General features: G+C 71.4%; 15 protein-coding genes. 2 read left to right on the plus strand and 13 right to left on the minus strand.

Annotated elements, in window-relative coordinates; all coding sequences use genetic code 11:
* Nucleotides 1–45: 45 nt before the first annotated feature.
* Genes F0L46_RS02875 through F0L46_RS02905 form a run of 7 tightly spaced genes read right to left on the minus strand, consistent with a single transcriptional unit; the run spans nucleotide 46 to nucleotide 7,963 of the window.
* The gene (locus tag F0L46_RS02875; protein ID WP_149815518.1) at nucleotides 46–489 is read right to left on the minus strand and encodes a PaaI family thioesterase; all 444 of its coding nucleotides are present in this window, start codon (nucleotides 487–489) and stop codon (nucleotides 46–48) included.
* Complete coding sequence (gene dusA, locus F0L46_RS02880; RefSeq protein WP_149815519.1) at nucleotides 489–1,484, minus strand: tRNA dihydrouridine(20/20a) synthase DusA; 996 nt, start codon at nucleotides 1,482–1,484, stop codon at nucleotides 489–491. The genes F0L46_RS02875 and dusA overlap by 1 nt, the downstream gene beginning before the upstream one ends.
* 43 nt (nucleotides 1,485–1,527) lie before the next feature.
* Complete coding sequence (gene copM / locus F0L46_RS27565) at nucleotides 1,528–2,235, minus strand: CopM family metallochaperone (protein ID WP_438646656.1); 708 nt, start codon at nucleotides 2,233–2,235, stop codon at nucleotides 1,528–1,530.
* A 14-nt stretch (nucleotides 2,236–2,249) separates the two neighbouring features.
* Nucleotides 2,250–2,624 (minus strand): hypothetical protein, encoded by a 375-nt coding sequence (locus tag F0L46_RS02890; protein WP_149815520.1) that lies wholly within the window; start codon nucleotides 2,622–2,624, stop codon nucleotides 2,250–2,252.
* A gap of 25 nt (nucleotides 2,625–2,649) precedes the next feature.
* A complete protein-coding gene (locus tag F0L46_RS02895; RefSeq protein ID WP_149815521.1) occupies nucleotides 2,650–5,775 on the minus strand; it encodes an efflux RND transporter permease subunit in 3,126 nt (1,041 codons plus the stop codon).
* A 7-nt stretch (nucleotides 5,776–5,782) separates the two neighbouring features.
* On the minus strand, nucleotides 5,783–7,480 hold the full coding sequence (locus tag F0L46_RS02900) for an efflux RND transporter periplasmic adaptor subunit (protein ID WP_149815522.1): 1,698 nt from the start codon (nucleotides 7,478–7,480) through the stop codon (nucleotides 5,783–5,785).
* 60 nt (nucleotides 7,481–7,540) lie between these two features.
* Nucleotides 7,541–7,963, minus strand: coding sequence for a hypothetical protein (locus F0L46_RS02905; RefSeq protein WP_149815523.1), 423 nt, complete (start codon nucleotides 7,961–7,963; stop codon nucleotides 7,541–7,543).
* Between the two features lie 182 nt (nucleotides 7,964–8,145).
* Here F0L46_RS02905 and F0L46_RS02910 point away from each other — a divergent pair, with 182 nt between their 5' ends.
* Complete coding sequence (locus F0L46_RS02910; protein ID WP_149815524.1) at nucleotides 8,146–9,381, plus strand: glycosyltransferase; 1,236 nt, start codon at nucleotides 8,146–8,148, stop codon at nucleotides 9,379–9,381.
* A 4-nt stretch (nucleotides 9,382–9,385) separates the two neighbouring features.
* Here the strand turns inward: F0L46_RS02910 and F0L46_RS02915 are convergent, their stop codons facing one another.
* The 6 genes from F0L46_RS02915 to F0L46_RS02940 all read right to left on the minus strand — a co-directional run bounded on the left by F0L46_RS02915 (nucleotide 9,386) and on the right by F0L46_RS02940 (nucleotide 16,329).
* Nucleotides 9,386–10,132: an SDR family NAD(P)-dependent oxidoreductase gene (locus F0L46_RS02915; RefSeq protein WP_149815525.1), complete on the minus strand. Its 747-nt coding sequence runs from the start codon at nucleotides 10,130–10,132 to the stop codon at nucleotides 9,386–9,388.
* Nucleotides 10,133–10,134: 2 nt separating this feature from the next.
* Nucleotides 10,135–11,310 carry a Gfo/Idh/MocA family protein gene (locus F0L46_RS02920; protein WP_149815526.1) on the minus strand — a complete coding sequence of 392 codons (1,176 nt, stop codon included), beginning with the start codon at nucleotides 11,308–11,310 and terminating at the stop codon, nucleotides 10,135–10,137.
* Nucleotides 11,311–11,326: 16 nt separating this feature from the next.
* Nucleotides 11,327–12,409, minus strand: coding sequence for a sugar phosphate isomerase/epimerase family protein (locus F0L46_RS02925; protein WP_149815527.1), 1,083 nt, complete (start codon nucleotides 12,407–12,409; stop codon nucleotides 11,327–11,329).
* Nucleotides 12,410–12,695: 286 nt separating this feature from the next.
* Nucleotides 12,696–13,637 carry an ABC transporter substrate-binding protein gene (locus F0L46_RS02930; RefSeq protein ID WP_149815528.1) on the minus strand — a complete coding sequence of 314 codons (942 nt, stop codon included), beginning with the start codon at nucleotides 13,635–13,637 and terminating at the stop codon, nucleotides 12,696–12,698.
* 89 nt (nucleotides 13,638–13,726) lie between these two features.
* Complete coding sequence (locus F0L46_RS02935) at nucleotides 13,727–14,779, minus strand: ABC transporter permease (RefSeq protein WP_149815529.1); 1,053 nt, start codon at nucleotides 14,777–14,779, stop codon at nucleotides 13,727–13,729.
* A complete protein-coding gene (locus tag F0L46_RS02940) occupies nucleotides 14,776–16,329 on the minus strand; it encodes a sugar ABC transporter ATP-binding protein (RefSeq protein ID WP_149815530.1) in 1,554 nt (517 codons plus the stop codon). Before F0L46_RS02940 ends, F0L46_RS02935 begins: the two co-directional genes overlap by 4 nt.
* Before the next feature lie 197 nt (nucleotides 16,330–16,526).
* On the opposite strand from F0L46_RS02940, the gene F0L46_RS02945 reads away from it, so the two are divergent.
* Nucleotides 16,527–17,621 (plus strand): LacI family DNA-binding transcriptional regulator, encoded by a 1,095-nt coding sequence (locus F0L46_RS02945; RefSeq protein WP_149815531.1) that lies wholly within the window; start codon nucleotides 16,527–16,529, stop codon nucleotides 17,619–17,621.
* Nucleotides 17,622–17,669 lie beyond the last annotated feature (48 nt).

Below are 17,669 nucleotides of genomic sequence, written 5' to 3' on the forward strand. Positions count from 1 at the left end.
GGGGCGGACGGGAAGGGTCATCGACACGATGCCCGCGCACCGTCTCTAATCCGCAACCCCGTCGCGGCCCTGGATCGCCATGAGCGTGGCGGTGAGAAGCGCCACGGGCTTGCGCCGCCCAGCCGATTCGGCCTCGACCTCGGCTTGCGCCACCACGATGGAGCGCCCGGCCCGGACCACCCGCCCGGTGGCGAAGAGGCGCTCGCCGGCGGCGGGCGCGAGCAGGTTGATCTTGAACTCGACCGTGAGCACGCCCGCCTCCGCCGGCATGACGGTGAGGCCCGCATAGCCCGCGGCCGAATCGGCGATGGATGACACGGCGCCCGCATGGACAAAGCCGTGCTGCTGCGACACGCGCGGCGTCACGTCGAGGACGATCTCGACCTCGCCGGGGCGGACGGTTGCAAGCCTCGCCCCGATGGTCTCCATCAGGCCCTGGCGGGCGAAGCTGCGGGCGACGCGCTCCGCAAAATCCGGGGTGCCCGGCATCACGCCGCGTCCTCCAGGGCACCGCCCGCCCGGCGCACATGAGCGACCGCGTCGCTCAAGGTCTCGAGCCCCGCGCCTGGCCGCACGGCCTCGGTCGCGAGATGGCGCCGGAAGGCGCGGGCGCCGGGGCGGCCCGTGAACAGGCCGAGGATGTGGCGGGTCATGGAGGCGAGCCGCACGCCCTCCGCGAGGCGCGCCGCCACATAGGGCTCGAAGGCCTCCAACGCCGCGAACGCGTCCGCGTGCGGCGGCGCCTCGCCGAACAGCGCGTCGACCCCGAGCAGGATCTCCGGGTCGTGATAGGCCGCGCGCCCGACCATCACGCCGTCCACGTGGGCGAGCTGCTCGCGCACGTCCGCGATCGTCTTGATGCCGCCGTTGATCGCGATCGGCAGGCCCGGATGGGCGCGCTTGAGGCGGTGGACGCGGTCGTAGTCGAGGGGCGGGATGTCCCGGTTCTCCTTCGGCGACAGCCCCTGGAGCCAGGCCTTGCGGGCATGCACCACGAGCCCGTCGACGCCCGCTGCGATCACGGTCTCGGCAAGCCGCCCAAGCGCCTCCTCCGGGTCCTGCTCGTCGACCCCGATGCGGCACTTCACCGTGACCGGCACCGACACGGCCCGCTTCATCGCCGCCACGCCCTCGGCCACGAGGTCGGGCTCGCGCATGAGGCACGCCCCGAAGCGCCCGTCCTGCACCCGGTCGGACGGGCAGCCGACGTTGAGGTTCACCTCGTCGTAGCCGAACCCTTCCGCGATCCGCGCGGCCTGCGCCAGCTCGCGGGGATCCGACCCGCCGAGCTGCACGGCGAGGGGGTGCTCCTCGCCTGAGAACCCGAGCAGCCGCTCGCGCGGCCCATGGATCACGGCGCCTGTGGTGACCATCTCGGTATAGAGCCGCGCGCGCCGCGACAGCAGGCGATGGAAGAACCGGCAATGCCGGTCCGTCCAATCCATCATCGGGGCGACGGAGAAGCGGATGTCCTGTGGCGTCATGGGGGTGAAATAGTCCGCCCTGGGCTCACGCGCAAACCGCCCCTCAAGGCTCCACGCCCCGGCGCTTGAGGAAGGCGCGCATCTGTGTGATCTCGGTTTCCTGGGCCCTGATCACCTCCTCGGCGAGCCTGCGGGTCTCGGGCTCCTTGGAGTGCTCCAGCACCACCCGCGCCATCGCGACGGCGCTCTCATGGTGCGGGATCATGTTGCGCATGAAGTCCACCTCCACGTCGTTTGTGTAGCGGATGTCCATCTCCCGGTGCATGCGGGCATTGATATCGCGAAAGGCCGTGGTGGCGGGGGTATCGGGCTGCGTAGCGGCGGCGTTGGCGGGCGGCGTATGATGCATGCCGCCGTGCATGCCGCCTTGGTCGGCGCCCTGGCTCCCGGGGCCCATCCGGCCGTGATCCATCGGCGCGGCCGGCCCGGCGGCGGGAGCCTGGCCCATCGGCATGCCCCCGTGCTGCATCTGCGCCATCGCACCGGGCGCGGGGGGCTGGCCCATGGGCATGGTGCCCATCATGCCCTGGCGCTGGTTGCCCATCATGCCGCCACAGCACGAGCAGCCGCCCGCCGTGGACTGGCCGGGCTGCATCGTCCCGCACATCATGGCGCCAGGCTGCGCGCCTTGCGGGCGCGGGGTCGTCGGGCCGGCCTGGGGGGTGGCTTGAGGCTCGGCTGCCGGCGCCTGCGCGAGGGCTGGGCCGGGGAGAACCGTGAACGCCAGAAGGGCGAGAGCTGAGATCCGCATGACAGGGCTCCTGATTACGGGTTGACGAAGCGGGCCTGGACGGCGTGGCCGTCCGCCAGGGTGGCCGAGACCACCACGCGGGCGCCGCTTCCCAGGGGCTGGGCGAGCGCGCCTACGAGCCGGTTGGGCTCGGCGGGCTGGAGGGGAACGGTGACGGTCTTGCCGCCGTCCTGGACGAGGGCGCGGGCGCCCTTCGTGCCCGCCGAGGCGAGCGGCTTGTCGGAGGCGTCCGAGAGGAACAGGACGAGCTCGGCGCCCCTGGCGATCATCTCGACGTGATGGCCGGCGGCGTCCACCACCGGGCCGCCATTGGGGCCCTTCGCCATCTCGTGCGCCAGCGCTACGCCGGACGCGAGGCTCAAGGCCAGGGTGAGAACGAGGTGCTTCATTGGGGGTGTCTCCCTTGTCGATGCATCAGAAGGCTTCCGCCGGGGCGAGCGCCCCTCCCCGGCCCGCGCGCGCCGCGAGGATGCGCTCCAGAGGCTTGCGGCCGAAGGCGAGGAACAGGACGGGGGTGAGGAAGGTGTCGAGCAGGGTGGCCGAGACGAGGCCGCCGAAGATCGTCACCGCGACTGGATGCAGGATCTCGCGCCCCGGCTGGTCGGCACCGAACAGGAGCGGCACGAGGGCGAGCCCCGCCGAGAGCGCCGTCATGAGCACCGGCGTCAGGCGCTCCAGGCTGCCCCGGATCACGAGATCGCGCCCGAAGCGCTCGCCCTCGAACAGCACGAGGTTGATGTAGTGGCTGATCTTCAGGATGCCGTTGCGGGCCGAGATGCCGGCGAGCGTGATGAAGCCCACCATGCTGGCAACCGAGAGCGGCTGCCCCGCGAGCCAGAGCGCGATCACGCTGCCGATGAGGGCGAGCGGGATGTTGCCCATGACGATGAGGGACAGGGCCAACGACCCGTAGCGGGTGTAGAGCACGACGAAGATCATCGCGAGGGACACCATCGCCAGGAGCCCGATCCGGACCGTCGCCTCCTCCTGCGCCTGGAACGTGCCCTCCAGCCGGGTGACGTAGCCCTGCGGCAGGGCGGTCTCGGCGACGATGCGGCGGATGTCGGCGATGATGGCCGTCATGTCCCGCTCCCCGTCCGTGTTGCCGTAGACAGCGATGCGGCGTGCTCCGTTCTCGCGCTGGATCTGGTTGGGGCCGTCCGTCTCCGCGACGGCCGCGATCATGCGCAGCGGCACGTGTCCCGTGGGGGTCGCGACGAGCAGGTCCTCCAGGCCCGTCGTGGAGCGGTTCTGGTCGGACAGGCGCATCACCACGTCGAAGCGGCGGTTGCCCTCCACGATCTGCGACACCGTGCGCCCGTTGGACAGGGTGCCCAGCGCCTGCGTCACGGCCGCCGGCGTGAGCCCATAGAGCGCCGCCTTCTCGTAGTCGACGTCGATGCGCAGCTGCGGGATGCGCACGAGCTTCTCGACCTGGAGGTCGACGAGGCCCGGCACCGCCGAGAGGCGCTCGCGCAGCGTCTCGGCCAACGTGCGGATCGTGTCGAGATCCTCGCCATAAACCTTCAGCGCGATCTGGGCCCGCACGCCCGAGAGCATGTGGTCGAGGCGGTGGCCGATGGGCTGGCCGATATTGACGGAGACCGGCAGCATGGAGAGCGCCGCCCGGATGTCGGCATAGACCGCTTCCTTCGTACGCTCGGAGCGGTGCAGGTCGATGTCGAGCTCCGACGAGTGGACGCCTTCCGCGTGCTCGTCGAGCTCCGCCCGGCCCGTGCGCCGCCCCACCGACTTCACCTCCGGCACCCCGAGCACGAGGCGCTCCGCGAGGAGCCCGAGGCGGTGGCTCTCGGCCAGGGCGATGCCGGGATTGTACTGGAGGGAGACCACGAGGGTGCCCTCGTTGAAGGGCGGCAGGAAGGTGCGCGGCAGGAGCGTGGCGGCATAGACCGCCCCGCCGATCCCGAGCGCCACGACGGCGAACAGGGCGCCGCGCCGGTCGAACGCCCAGCGCAGCAGCGCCGCGTTGCCGCGTTTCAGATGCCGCACAAGGGGGCTGTCGGGCTGGTGCGCCTTCGTGCCTTTCGACAGGAGATAGTAGGACAGCACCGGCGTCACCGTGATCGAGACCACGAGCGAGGCGAGGATCGAGACGATGTAGGCGATGCCGAGCGGCGCGAACAGGCGCCCCTCGATGCCCGACAGGGCGAAGAGCGGGATGAACACGAGGACGATGATCATCGTCGCGTAGACGATCCCGGAGCGCACCTCCTGCGAGGCGAGCGCGATCACCTCCAGGACGGGGCGCGGATCGGGCCGCTCCCGGTTCTCCTTGAGGCGGCGCAGGATGTTTTCGACGTCCACCACGGCGTCGTCGACGAGCTCGCCGATCGCGATGGCAAGCCCGCCCAGCGTCATCGTGTTGATGCTGAGCCCGAAGAGGTGGAACACGAGCACCGTCGCGAGGATCGAGATCGGGATCGCGGTGAGCGAGATCGCGGTGGCCCGCACGTTCATGAGGAACAGGACGAGGATCACCGCCACCACGGCGGCGGCCTCCATGAGCACCTGCTTCACGTTGCCCACCGACGTCTCGATGAACGTCGCCTGCCGGAACTGCACGTTGGTGGCCGAGACGCCGGGGGGCAGGGTCTTCTGGATCTCCGCGAGCGCCCCTTCCACCTTGCGGGTCAGCGACACGGTGTCGGCGTCGGGCTGCTTCTGGACGCCGACGATCACGGCGGGACGCCCCTGGAAGCCCGCGTCGCCCCGCTTCACCCGGGGCGCAAACTCCACCTGCGCCACCTGATGGAGCAGGATGGGCTGGCCCAGGCGGTGGATCACCACCGTGTTGCGTAGGTCCTCCAGGCGGCGGGTGAGGCCCACGTTGCGGATGAGATATTCGCGCCCGTGCTGGTCGACGAAGCCGCCGCCCGTATTGGTGCCGAAGCGCGTGACCGCGGCCTCGATCTGCTCGTGGGTGACGTCGAGGGCCTGGAGCGCCGCGAGGTTCGGCGTCACCCGGTACTGGCGCACCTCGCCGCCGATGGGGATCACCTGCGAGACGCCCGCGATGTTGAGAAGCTGCGGCCGGATCGTGAAGTCGGCGATCTCGCGTACCTCCATCGGCGAGGCGGTCTCGGCGGTGATCGCGATGAGCATGATCTCGCCCATGATCGAGGTCACCGGCCCCATCTGCGGGCTCACCCCGCGCGGCATCGCCTCCCGCACGAGCGCCAGGCGCTCGGCCACGAGCTGGCGCGAGCGGTAGATGTCGGTGCCCCAGTCGAACTCGACATAGACGATGGAGAGGCCGACGCCCGAGACCGAGCGCACCCGCAGCACGCCGGGCATGCCGTTCATGGCGGTCTCGAGCGGGTAGGTGACGAGCTGCTCGACCTCCTGGGGCGCGAGCCCCTCGGCCTCCGTCATGAGGGTGACGGTGGGGCGGTTGAGATCGGGGAAGACGTCCACGGGCACGCGCGGGAGCACGTAGGCGCCGTAGGCCATGAGCACCATCGCGGCCATGAGGACGAAGAGACGATGGCGCAGGCTCGCCGAGACCAGGAGGTTGAACATGGCGCCCTCACCGGATCTGGTTGATGAGGCCGGCGCCGCGGATCACGATCCGCTCGCCCTCGCCGAGCCCGGCCCGCACCACGACGCGGGTGGCGTCGAAGGGCTCGGTCCGCACCGCCCGCGCCTCGAAGCGCTCCGGATCGGTGTAGCGCCAGACCACCGCGTCGCCGCTGCCCGAGCGGACGATCGCGTCGCGGGGAAGGATGATCCCCGTGACGGGCGCCCCGTTGCGGGCCGTGACCGTGACGGGCTGGCCCACCCCGAGGTTGGCAGGCGGGTCCTCGATCGCGAACTGGACCACGGTGGCCTGCTGCTGGAGAGCGCGGCCGAAGCCCTGGAAGGCGAGCCGCAGGGGCGTGCCGTCGGCGGCCGCGGCGCTCGCCGCCGTGACCCCGGCCGGATCGACCTCGCCGTAGACGAGGGCCTCGATCCACAGGCCCTTGGGATCGAGGATCTGGAACACGACGTCCTGCGAGGCGACCACCTGCCCTGCCACCACGCGGGCGCCGGAGATCACCCCGTCGATGGGCGCGCGCAGGACCTCCGGCTCGATCCGGGTCTGGCGGACGATCTCCCGGCGGCGCCTCAGGCCTGCGAGCTCCGTCTCGGCGTCGGTGAGCTGGCTCGGGGGCGCGATGCCCCGGTCGGCCAGCTGACGGAAGCGCTGGAGCTTGGCCTCCACCATGGCGATCTGCTGCTCGATCTCGCCCGTGCGCTCGGAGATGGTGGTCCGGTCGGCCTGCGCGACGGCGCCCTCCACCAGGGCCAGGACGTCGCCGCGCTTGACGGCCTGCCCGAGGCGCGGCAGCCCCGTCTCGGGCGGCAGGATGCGGCCGCCATTGATGCTCTGGACGAGCCCGGAGCGGTTCGGGTCGGCGATCACGCGGCCGATGAGGTTGATGCCGCGCTGCGCCGCCTCGGGCCTGGTGATCGTGGTGCGCACCTCGAGGAGGCGCTGGCTGGGCTTGGGCAGGAACACCGTGCCGTCGGACAGGCGGCGCGGGGTATCGCCGGCGGGAAAGGCCGCCTTCGCCTCCGAGCCGTGATCGTGGCCCTCGTGCGCGAAGGCGTAGGCGGTGGAGGCGACGAGCACGATGAGGGCGAGGCCGGCCGCGGGTGCGAGCTTGCCCCGGCTTCGCGCCGCGAGCCCGAGGACGAAGCCCAGGGCAAGCGCGAGGCCCGCCAGGACGAAGGGCGCCGGGATGTCGCGGTTGGCAAGCCGCAGGTTCGGCATCGCCGCGAGGCCCTCCAGCGCCGACGCGCGTGGGGCAGCAGGCGCGGCCGCCACGGGCTTGCGGGGCAGCTCCAGCGTCCCGATCAGGAGATCGTCGCCCGCCGGCCCTGTGATCGAGAAGACGAGCTCCAGCGGCCCCTCGCCGGCGAGCTTCGCGGACGCGACCGTGTAGGTGCCGTCGGGCGCGGGCGCCGCCTCCACCTCCTCGTCGCCCAGCGTGACGGCGATGCGGGCGTCGGTGATGGGCTCGTTCGTGGCGAAGCGGTCGAGATACACCGCGAGCCGGCCGCCGCGCAGGATGCCGACGAGCTCGAAGGCGTCGGAATGAACCGCGGCCCGCGGGCTCGACGCCGCGGGAGCCGCCGGCACGGGCGCGCCGTGGTCGTGCCCCTCATGGGCGAACGAGGGGGGTGCGGACGGGGCGAGAAGGCAGAGGCCGAGGGCCAGCGCCTGGAGGAGACGGGACAGCATGGGGGAACCCGGAACGAGAGCACGGCATCGCGAGCGACGCGGCCTCGTGACCGGTCGCCCCTAGGCGGCGATGTCGGTGGTTCGCGGCGGCCTTATCAGGCCGCCCGGCTCGACGCCGGGGTCGAGGCGCGACACGCCCTCGCCGATCCGCTCCGGGACCATGGGGGCGGAGCCCGTGTCGGGCGCGACGGGGGCGAGCACCAGGGCGCACAGGCCCGTGCAGCAGGGCGAGCCCTTGCCGTCGCCCTTGCTGTCGGCCTTGGCGCCCGAGCCGTCGTCAGGCGCCGCATGGGCGTGATGGTGCCCATGGCCGTGGTCATCCCCGTCATGGTGGGCATGATGAGCGCTCGCGGCGCAGTCGATCGAGACCTGCCCTCCCGTATGGTGCGCCGCCAGCGCGCCCCCATGGAGCACGAACGACGTCACGGCCACGAGCATGAGGCTCGCGACGAGACGGCGAAGGTGGGTCCAGGCACGGATCAAGCGGGCATCCGGGGTTCGGTCGAGCGCGCGACGACGGGCCGTTTCCAGCCCGCCGGCGCGGGTGGAGACATGGCGCGGGCGCCGGGCCCCGTCAAGGAGGGGCGATCCGGGGTCTCGGAACAGCCTTGCCAAATGGGATCCGCCGATGCGACCTCTTCGGCCGTTCATGGCTGGCCGGCCCCATGCAGATCTCGATCCAGACCCTCGGCACCCGGGGTGACGTGCAGCCCTATCTCGCGCTGGGTCTCGGTCTGGCGCGGGCAGGCCACGACGTGGTGCTCGCCGCCCCGGCTCGGTTCGAGGCTTTCGTGATGGGTCACGGTCTCGCCTTCGCGCCGCTGCCAGACGATCTCCTCGACCTCATGGACGCGCCCGAGGGCCGCGCCGCCATGGCGGGGCGCGTGAACCCCCTCGCCATGACGCGCCTCGTCCGGCGCATCAGGCCGATGATGCGGGGCCTGTTCGAGGCGCAATGGGCCGCGGCGGGGGGCGCGGAGGCGATCCTCTACCATCCGAAGGCCGTCGCGAGCACGGCCATCGCCGAGCGGCTGCGGATCCCGGCGCTCCTCGGCTTCCCGCTGCCGGGCATGACCCCGACGCGCGCCTTCCCGAGCCCGATGCTGCCCTTCGCCGATCTCGGCCCCCTCAACGCGCTCAGCCACCGCCTCTTCCTGCGCTACGGCGACCGCCTGTTCGCCAAGCCCCTGGCGCGCTTTCGCGAAGAGGTGCTCGGATTGAGCGGGCCTGCGGGGCCCGGTGCCGTGCCGGTGGCGCGGCTTTACGGGGTGAGCCCCGTCGTGGTGCCCCGGCCCGGCGACTGGGACGCGGACTCGCACCTCACAGGCTATTGGTTCCTCGACGAAGCGCCCGGCTGGCGCCCGGATCCGGCCCTGGCGGCCTTCCTGGAGGCAGGCCCGGCGCTGGTCTATGTGGGTTTCGGCAGCATCCCCTCCCTCGACCCCGCCGCGACGACCGCCCTTGTGATCGAGGCCCTGGCGCGAGCGGGCTTGCGCGGCGTCCTCGCGACCGGCTGGGGCGGGCTGGCGCAGGCGGACGCCGCCCACGTCCACATGCTCGACGCGGCGCCCCATGCGGGGCTGTTCCCGCTCATGGCGGCGGTGGTTCACCACGGGGGCGCGGGCACCACGGCGGCGGGCCTGCGTGCCGGACGGCCGAGCCTGATCCTGCCGTTCTTCGGCGACCAGCCGTTCTGGGGCCGGCAGGTCGCGCGCCTCGGCGCCGGCCCGGCTCCGATCCCGCAGGCGGGGCTCACGGTCGAGAACCTGGCCCGGGCTTTGGGCGAGGTGGCCCGCGACCCGGGGATGGCGCGCCGCGCCGGGGCCATCGGCGTGCGCGTCCGGGCCGAGGACGGCGTCGGCCGCGCGGTCGCGCTGATCGAGCGCTACGCGGCGCGCTGACCCGTCAGACCCACCCGCCGTCGACAATGACGTTCTGGGCCGTCATGGCGCCGGCCTCGTCGGAGGCGAGGAACAGGGCAACCCGGGCGATGTCGTCAGGCACGAGCTTGCGCTTGAGGCACTGGCGCGCCATCAGCTCCCGCTCGCCGTCCTCCGTGAGCCAGAGGTCGATCTGGCGCTGGGTCATGATCCAGCCCGGCACGATGGCGTTGACCCGGATGTTCCGGGGCCCGAGCTCCCGCGCCAGCGCCCGGGTCAGCCCTGCCACCGCGGACTTCGCGGTCTTGTAGGCCGCGAAGTCGTCGGGCGAGACGAGCCACGAGACGGAGCCGAGATTTACGACCACCCCGCCCCCCGCCGCCTCCATGTCGGGGAGCACGGCTTGCGTCGAGAAGAACTGGTGGTCGATGTTGGTGGCGAAGCGTTCGCGCCAATATTCAGGCGTCACGTCCTCGATCCGGTGGCGATCGTCGCGGGCCGCGTTGTTGACGAGCACGGTGATCGGCCCCAGCCGCTCCCGCACCCGCCCGATCGCGGCGCGCAGGGCCTCGATGTCGCGCAGGTCCACGGCCTCGAAATGAGCCGCCTCGCCGAGACGGGCCGCGAGCGCCCGGCCCGCCGCCTCGTCGAGATCGAGGAAGCCCACCCGGGCGCCCTGGCCCGCGAAGGCGGTGACGATCGCCTCGCCGATGCCGCTCGCCCCGCCGGTCACGAGGACGGTGCGGCCCTTCAGGGACTCGTACATCGCCATCGTCACAGCTCCGTCCAGGCGGCGTCCGCCTTCGAGGAGGCCACCGCCGCCTCGATGAAGCGCACGCCCCGCACGCCGTCATGGACGGTGGGCACCTGCCCCGACAGCTCGCTCGGGGGCCTGCCCTCGATCCGCGCCGTGATCTGCTCGGCGATGTCGGTGTAGAGCTGGGCGAAGCCTTCGAGGTACCCCTCCGGGTGTCCCGCCGGGATGCGGGTCGCGGCGGCCGCCACCTCGTTGGCGCCGGCTCCGCCCCGCCGGATGAGCCGTGGCGGCTCGCCGAGGGGCGCGTGGACGAGGCGGTTCGGGGTCTCCTGCTCCCATTCCAGGGCGCCGGTCTCACCATAGACGCGAAGGCGCAGGCCGTTCTCGTTGCCCGGCGCCACCTGGCTGCACCAGAGCATGCCGCGCGCGCCGCCCCGGAAGCGCAGCATCATGTGGGCGTTGTCGTCGAGGGGGCGGCCGTCGACGAAGGTATGGAGCTCGGCCGCGAGCGCCCGCACCTCGTCGCCCACCACGAACTCGGCGAGGTTGAAGGCGTGGCTGCCGATGTCGCCCACCGCGCCCGCGGGGCCGGAGCGCTTCGGGTCGGTTCGCCACGCGGCCTGCTTCTGTCCCGTCTCCTCGAGCCGCGTGGATAGCCACTCCTGGGCATATTCCACCTGCACGACCCGCACCCGGCCGATGGCGTCGGACGCCACCATGGCGCGGGCCTGCCGCACGAGCGGATAGCCCGTGTAGTTGTGCGTCACCGCGAAGATCACGCCGCGCTCGTCGGCCAGCCGCGCCAGCTCCTCGGCCTCCGCCCGCGTCGTGGTGAGAGGCTTGTCGCAGATGACGTGGATGCCCGCCTCTAGGAAGGCGCGGGCCGCCGCCGCATGGGCGTCGTTCGGGGTCACGATGGAGACCGCGTCGATGCGATCCGCGCGCGCCCGCTCGGCGCGGGCCATCGCCTCGGCCCCGTCATAGATCCGGTCCGGCCGCAGCAGGAGGTCGGCGCCCGACGCCCGCCCGCGCTCGGGGTCGGAGGAGAGCGCCCCCGCCACGAGCTCCCAGCGGTCGTCGAGACGGGCCGCGATGCGGTGCACGGCGCCGATGAAGGCGCCGCGCCCGCCGCCCACCATGCCGAGCCGCAGCCGGCGCCCGAGGCCGGCGCTCTTCGATCCCTCGATGCTCATGGATGCCCCCTCCCGCTCACTCGGCCGCCTGGCGGGAGCCCGCGGGCTCCAGCCCCAGCATCCGCCGGTTCGCCGCCTCGTCCGTGCCCCCGCCCGCGAAATCGTCGAAAGCCTTTTCGGTGCGGCGGATGATGTGGTCGCGGATGAAGGCTGCGCCCTCGCGCGCGCCGTCCTCCGGATGCTTGAGGGCGCATTCCCATTCGAGCACCGCCCACGAACCGTAATCGTATTGCGCGAGCTTCGAGAAGATTCCCGCGAAGTCGACCTGCCCGTCCCCGAGCGAGCGGAAGCGGCCGGCGCGGCTCACCCAGGATTCGTAGCCGCCATAGACGCCGATGCGCCCATCGGGGTTCAGCTCCGCGTCCTTCACGTGGAAGGCCTTGATGCGCTCGTGGTAGAGGTCGATGAAGGCGAGATAGTCGAGCCCCTGGAGCAGGAAGTGGCTCGGGTCGTAGTTGATGCAGGCGCGGGCGTGCCCGCCGACCGCGTCGACGAAGCGCTCGAAGGTGGCGCCGTCGTGGATGTCCTCGCCCGGGTGGATTTCATAGCAGACGTCCACGCCCACCTCGTCGAACGCGTCGAGGATGGGGCGCCAGCGCCGGCCGAGCTCCGCGAAAGCCGTCTCGATGAGCCCCGCCGGGCGCTGCGGCCAGGGATAGACATAGGGCCAGGCGAGCGCGCCGGAGAAGGTGACGTGGGCGCCGAGCCCCAGCCGCCGGGAGGCACGGGCGGCAAGGCGCATCTGCTCGATCGCCCATTCGGTGCGCGCCTCCGGGTTGCCGCGCACATGCGGCGCCGCGAACCCGTCGAAGGCCTCGTCATAGGCTGGGTGGACGGCGACGAGCTGGCCTTGCAGGTGCGTTGAGAGCTCGGTGATCGCGATGCCGTGGCGGCCGGCGATCCCCTTCACCTCGTCGCAATAGGCGTCGCTCTCGGCGGCCTTCGCGAGGTCGAACAGGCGCGCGTCCCAGGAGGGCACCTGGACGCCCTCGTAGCCGAGCGACGCCGCCCAGGCGCAGATGGAATCGAGCGAGTTGAAGGGCGCCTCGTCGCCCGCGAACTGGGCGAGGAAGATCGCGGGACCTTTCATGGTGGGCATGGACGGCCTCCGGGGATAGCTGAACTCCCCTCTCCCGGATGGAAGAGGGGTTGGGGGTGAGGGTGGCGCGTTGAAACCAGACGTCCTCGACCTCTCCGCTTGTCATGGCCGGGCTTGACCCGGCCATCCAGTCGACGCGTGGGCCTGGGTCCCCGGCCTCATCCTGAGCCTGTCGAAGGACAAGCCCGGGGATGACGGTGATGGGGCGGTGAGGTGGTGCGCCCCTCCCGGCCGNNCACCCCCGGCCCCTCTCCCATGCGGGAGAGGGGAGACGCGGAGCAGCGCCTCAGAACGGCGAGTTGGGGAAGTAGTGCTCCTTCGCGTTCTCCTTCGTGATCAGCTGGGCGTTGAGCACGTAGGTGCCGCGCATGGGGGCGTTGGAGTAGAAGTGCGCCGCCGTGACGCCCATGGCGGTGGAGATCATGGAGGGCGGGTAGGAGACGTCAGCGGGGATCATCTTGTCGCCGTCCATGACGCGCTTGATCATCTCCTTCATGCCGGCGCCGCCGAGCACGAACTTGACGTCCTCGCGCTTGGACTGGCGGATCGCCTCCATGACGCCGAGGGCCATGTCGTCGTCGGAGGCCCAGACCGCATCAATCTTCGGGTGCTTCTGGAGGAAGTCCTGCATCACCCGGAAGGCGTCGTCCCGGTTCCAGTTGGCGTATTGCTTGTCGATCACCTTGACGCCCGAGCCCTCGAGCGCCTTCTCGAAGTTCGAGACCCGCTCCTCGTCGATCACGGTCGGGATGCCGCGGAAGACCACGACGTTGCCGGATTTTAGGTTGTCGACGAAGTACTTGCCGGCGACGCGGCCGAATTCCGGGTTGTTGCCCGCGACATAGACGTCCTGGATCGCCGGGTCCTTGAGTCCGCGGTCCACGACCGTGATGAAGGTGCCGCGCTTCTTGACCTCGCGGACGGGGTTCGTCAGCTCGTCGGAGTTGAAGGGCAGCACCACGAGGGCGTCGACCTTCTGGGTCATGAGGTCCTCGAGCGCGTTGGCCTGCGCCGCGCCGTTCGGCGAGGTCTTCACGATCACCTTCAGCCCCGGATAGCCCTTCTCCAGGAGCTTCGCGGTCTCCTCGGCGTGGTAGACCACGCCGCCCGTCCAGCCGTGGGTCGCGGCGGGGATCGAGACGGCGACCGTCACTGACTTCTGCTGCGCGAGCGCCGCGCCGGCGCTGAGCGCCAGGGCCGCAAGGCCCAATCCGATCGTCTTCTTCATCGTGTCCTCCCATACGTGAGCCGGATTGCCAGAGGACCGGCCGGCTCTTCTCCGGTGACCGGGCGGACGGCGTCCGCCGGCCGAAGGCGTCACCGCCTGCGCTGCAGGCTTCGCTGCACCAGCATGGCGACGATGATGATCGCGCCCTGAACCGCGCCCACGAGGTATTCGGAGACGAGGGACGAGAGCACCATGATGTTGGCGACAAGCTCCAGGATCACGGCACCCACCACGGTGCCCCAGATCCGGCCCGTGCCGCCCTTCAGCGCCGTGCCGCCGATCACCACGGCGGTGATGGCCTGGAGCTCCCAGAGGAGGCCGGTCGTGGGGGTGGCGGAGCCGAGCCGCGGCACGTAGACGAGCACCGCGATGCCGACGCACAGGCCCTGGATCGCGTAGGCCAGGATCCGCACGCGATCGATCGGCACACCCGAATAGCGCGCCACATCCTCGTTGGAGCCGAGCGCCACGATGTGACGCCCGAACGCCGTCTTGTAGAGCACGACGGCGCCGACGAGCGCGACCGCGAGGAAGACGACGATCGGGATCGGGATGCCGAGCAGCGTGCCGAAATAGACCGGGCGATAGGCCTCGCGCAGCTCGAAGCTGCGCATCGTAATGGTGCCGCCCGCTGCGAGCCATACGATGAGGGCGCGGAAGATCCCCATGGTGCCGAGCGTCACGATGAAGGGCTCGATCCGGCCATAGGTGACCACGAGCCCGTTCGCGAGCCCGCACAGCACGCTCAGGATCAGAGCTATCCCGACGCCCGCGACGAGGGCGCCCGTCGGCGAGGTGCCGACGATGCCGGAGAGCGCCGCGAGGAAGCCCGGCGTGGCCGCGCCCGGCGCTCCCACCGCGTTCATGACGAAGATCATCACCCCCGCCACGAGCGCCGCCATGGACCCGACCGATAGGTCAAGCCCGGCCGACGCGATCACGAAGGTGGCGCCCACCGCGATGATGGCGATGAAGGCCGAGCGCGTCGCCACGTTGACGAGGTTGTCGTAGGTCAGGAACCGGTCGCTCACCAGCGCGCCGAGCAGCAGGAGGGCTGCGAGCGCGATGAAGGGCGAGAGCGCCGTGAGGTCGGGCATCGTCCAGCGGCGGGCCGGTGCGGTGGCGAGCGCGGTGTCGGTCATGCGTGTCCGGCGCGGGGCGCCGCTCCGTGGGTGGATCGGCCGGCGGCGATGCGGGCGGCGTCGTCCTCGTGGACGCCGGTCGCCAGGAACACGATGGCGTCCTCGGTGAGGTCCGCCCCGCCGACCTCGCCCGCGAGCCCTCCGTTGCGCATCACGAGCACGCGGTGGCACAGGCCGATGAGCTCGGGCATCTCGGAGGAGATCACCACCACCGAGCGCCCCTGCGCGCTCAAGCCGGCGATGAAGCGGTAGATCTGCTCCTTGGTGCCGATGTCGACGCCCCGGGTGGGCTCGTCGATGATCACGATGCGGGGCTCCAGGAGCATGATCTTGGCCAGGAGCAGCTTCTGCTGGTTGCCGCCCGAGAGCTGCGAGGCGAGGAGGTCGGGGCGCCGCGCCCGGATGTCGAACTCGCGGATGGCGCCGCTTAAGGCGCGCTCCTCGGCGCCGACGTCGATGATCGGCCCGCGGGTGAAGCGGTCGAGGGCCGCGAGGGTCAGGTTGGCGCGCAAGGACTGGCCGAGCAGGAGCCCCCTGCCCTTCCGGTCCTCGCTCACATAGGCGACACCCGCCGCGAAGGCCTGGGCGGCGTCGCGAAAGCGCATGGCGCGCCCGTCCACCTCGACCGCGCCCGAGAAAGGCCGGAGCCCCATGAGGCCCTCGAACAGCTCGGTGCGGCCCGCGCCCACGAGCCCGCCGAAGCCGAGGATCTCGCCCCGGCGCAGACTGAACGACACCCCGTCCACGAAGCCCGGCACCCGCGCGTCCCGCACGGCGAGCACCGGATCGCCGCCCGCGAGCGGGGGCTTCTCGGGATAGAGCTTCGACATGTCCCGCCCCACCATGAGGCGGGCCATCTCGATGGGCTCGAGCCCCGCGATCTCGCGGGTCGCGACGAGGCGGCCGTCGCGCAGCACCGTGACCCGGTCGGCGATGGCCTTCACCTCGGGAAGGCGGTGGGAGATGTAGAGCACCGCCGTGCCGGAGGCGCGCAGGCGGCGGATCACGGCGAACAGCTTGTCGGCCTCGATGGGCGTCAGGACGGCGGTGGGCTCGTCGAAGATCACCACGCGGTGGGGCACGAGGAGTGCGCGGGCGATCTGCACGAACTGGCGCTCGGCGATGGAGAGCCGGCGGACGAGGGTGTCGGGCGCGAGCGTGGAGCCGAGCTCCGCCAGGGCCTCGGCGGCGCGCCGGCGCATGGCGGCGTCGTCCACGAAGGGGCCGCGACGTACCTCACGCCCGAGGAACAGGTTCTGGGCGATCGTGAGGTCGTCGGCGAGCAGGATCTCCTGGTGGATCAGGACGATGCCGCGATGCTCAGCGTCGACGGGACCGCTCAGGGTGACGGGCTCGCCGTCGAGCACCAGGCCGCCCTTCGTCGGCGGCAGGTGCCCCGAGAGGACCCGCATGAGCGTGGACTTGCCCGCGCCGTTCTCGCCGATGACGGCGTGAACCTCGCCCGGGTCGAGGCTCAGCACGACGTCGCTCAGGACCTCGACGGGCCCGAACGATTTCGACACGCGATCCGCACGCAGAACAGGCGCCATGGGCACCCCGCGAAAGACTTGAAGTTGGAACGAACGTGACGGCGAACGGCGTCAGCCGATGGGAGTCGGGTCGGTCATGGCTTTCCTCCTCTGGGCGCCGCCCTCTTGCCGGGGCGTTCGTCTCATCGTTTCGGTGACGATGTAAACGATTACAAAAATGAGTTTGTTGCCAGTGCGGAGTTCTGTCAAATGGAAAGATGAGCCGTCCCCCCCTCCCCTCCGAGAGCCCGCCCTCCGCCCCGCCTGAGCAACCCCAGCGGGCGGCGCGCATCGAGGACGTGGCGCGGATCGCAGGCGTCTCGACGGCCACCGTGAGCCGTGCCTTGAGCGACCCCGAGCGGGTATCGCCCAAGGCACGGGCGCGGGTCATGGAGGCGGTGGCGCAGGTGGGCTACCTGCCGAATCAGGCGGCACGCTCCCTGCGCTCGCAGAAGAGCCGGATGGTGCTTGTCGTGCTGCCGGACCTGTCCAACGTGTTCTTCTCCCGCATTCTCCAGGGCATCGAGGACGTGCTGTTCGAGGCGGGCTACGGCATGATCATCGGCAATCTCGACGGATCGCCGGAGAAGGAGGCGCGATTCGCCGCCTTCATGGCGACCGGCCTCGTCGACGGCGCGATCCTGCTCAACGGCCACCTCGTGGGCCAGACCCGCGACGGGCAGGGCAGCCCGGCCCCTCTCTCGGTGCCGCTGGTCGCCCTGTGCGAGGCCATTCCCCACGCCGGCATCCCCCAGATCGAGATCGACAACCGGGGCGCCGCCCGGGCCGCCACGCTCTACCTCGCCCGCCAGGGTCACGGCCGGATCGCCTATGTGACGGGCCCTGCCGGAAACAGCCTGGAGCGCGAACGATTCGCGGGCTACCGCGACGGGCTGGAGCAATCAGGCCTCCCCTTCGACGCGGAGCTCGTGGTGCCGGGCGACTACACCCTCGCCTCGGGCGCGGCCGCGGCGGAGGCGCTGCTGCGGCTCAAGCGCAGGCCCGGCGCGGTCTTCTGCTCCAGCGACGAGATGGCGATCGGCCTCGTGGGAGGCCTCGCGGCGGAGGGGATCGAGGTTCCGGACGGGATGTCCGTGGTGGGCTTCGACGACATCGAGTTCGCGGCCATGGCCCGCCCGTCCCTCACCACGATCCACCAGCCCCGGCGCGAGCTCGGACGCACGGGCGCGCGCGTGCTTCTCGATCTCCTGGCGGGCCGCAGGGCTCCCGCTCACGTGCGGCTCGAGACGAAGCTCGTCGAACGCCTGAGCACCAGGCCCGCGGGCGGGCGAAGCGTCACGGGATCGGGCTGACCGCTGGCGGGACCGCCGCCCGGTCGTCATGGACTCGAGACCACGAGG

The sequence above is a fragment of the Salinarimonas soli genome (genome assembly GCF_008386575.1).
GTDB lineage: Bacteria > Pseudomonadota > Alphaproteobacteria > Rhizobiales > Beijerinckiaceae > Salinarimonas_A > Salinarimonas_A soli.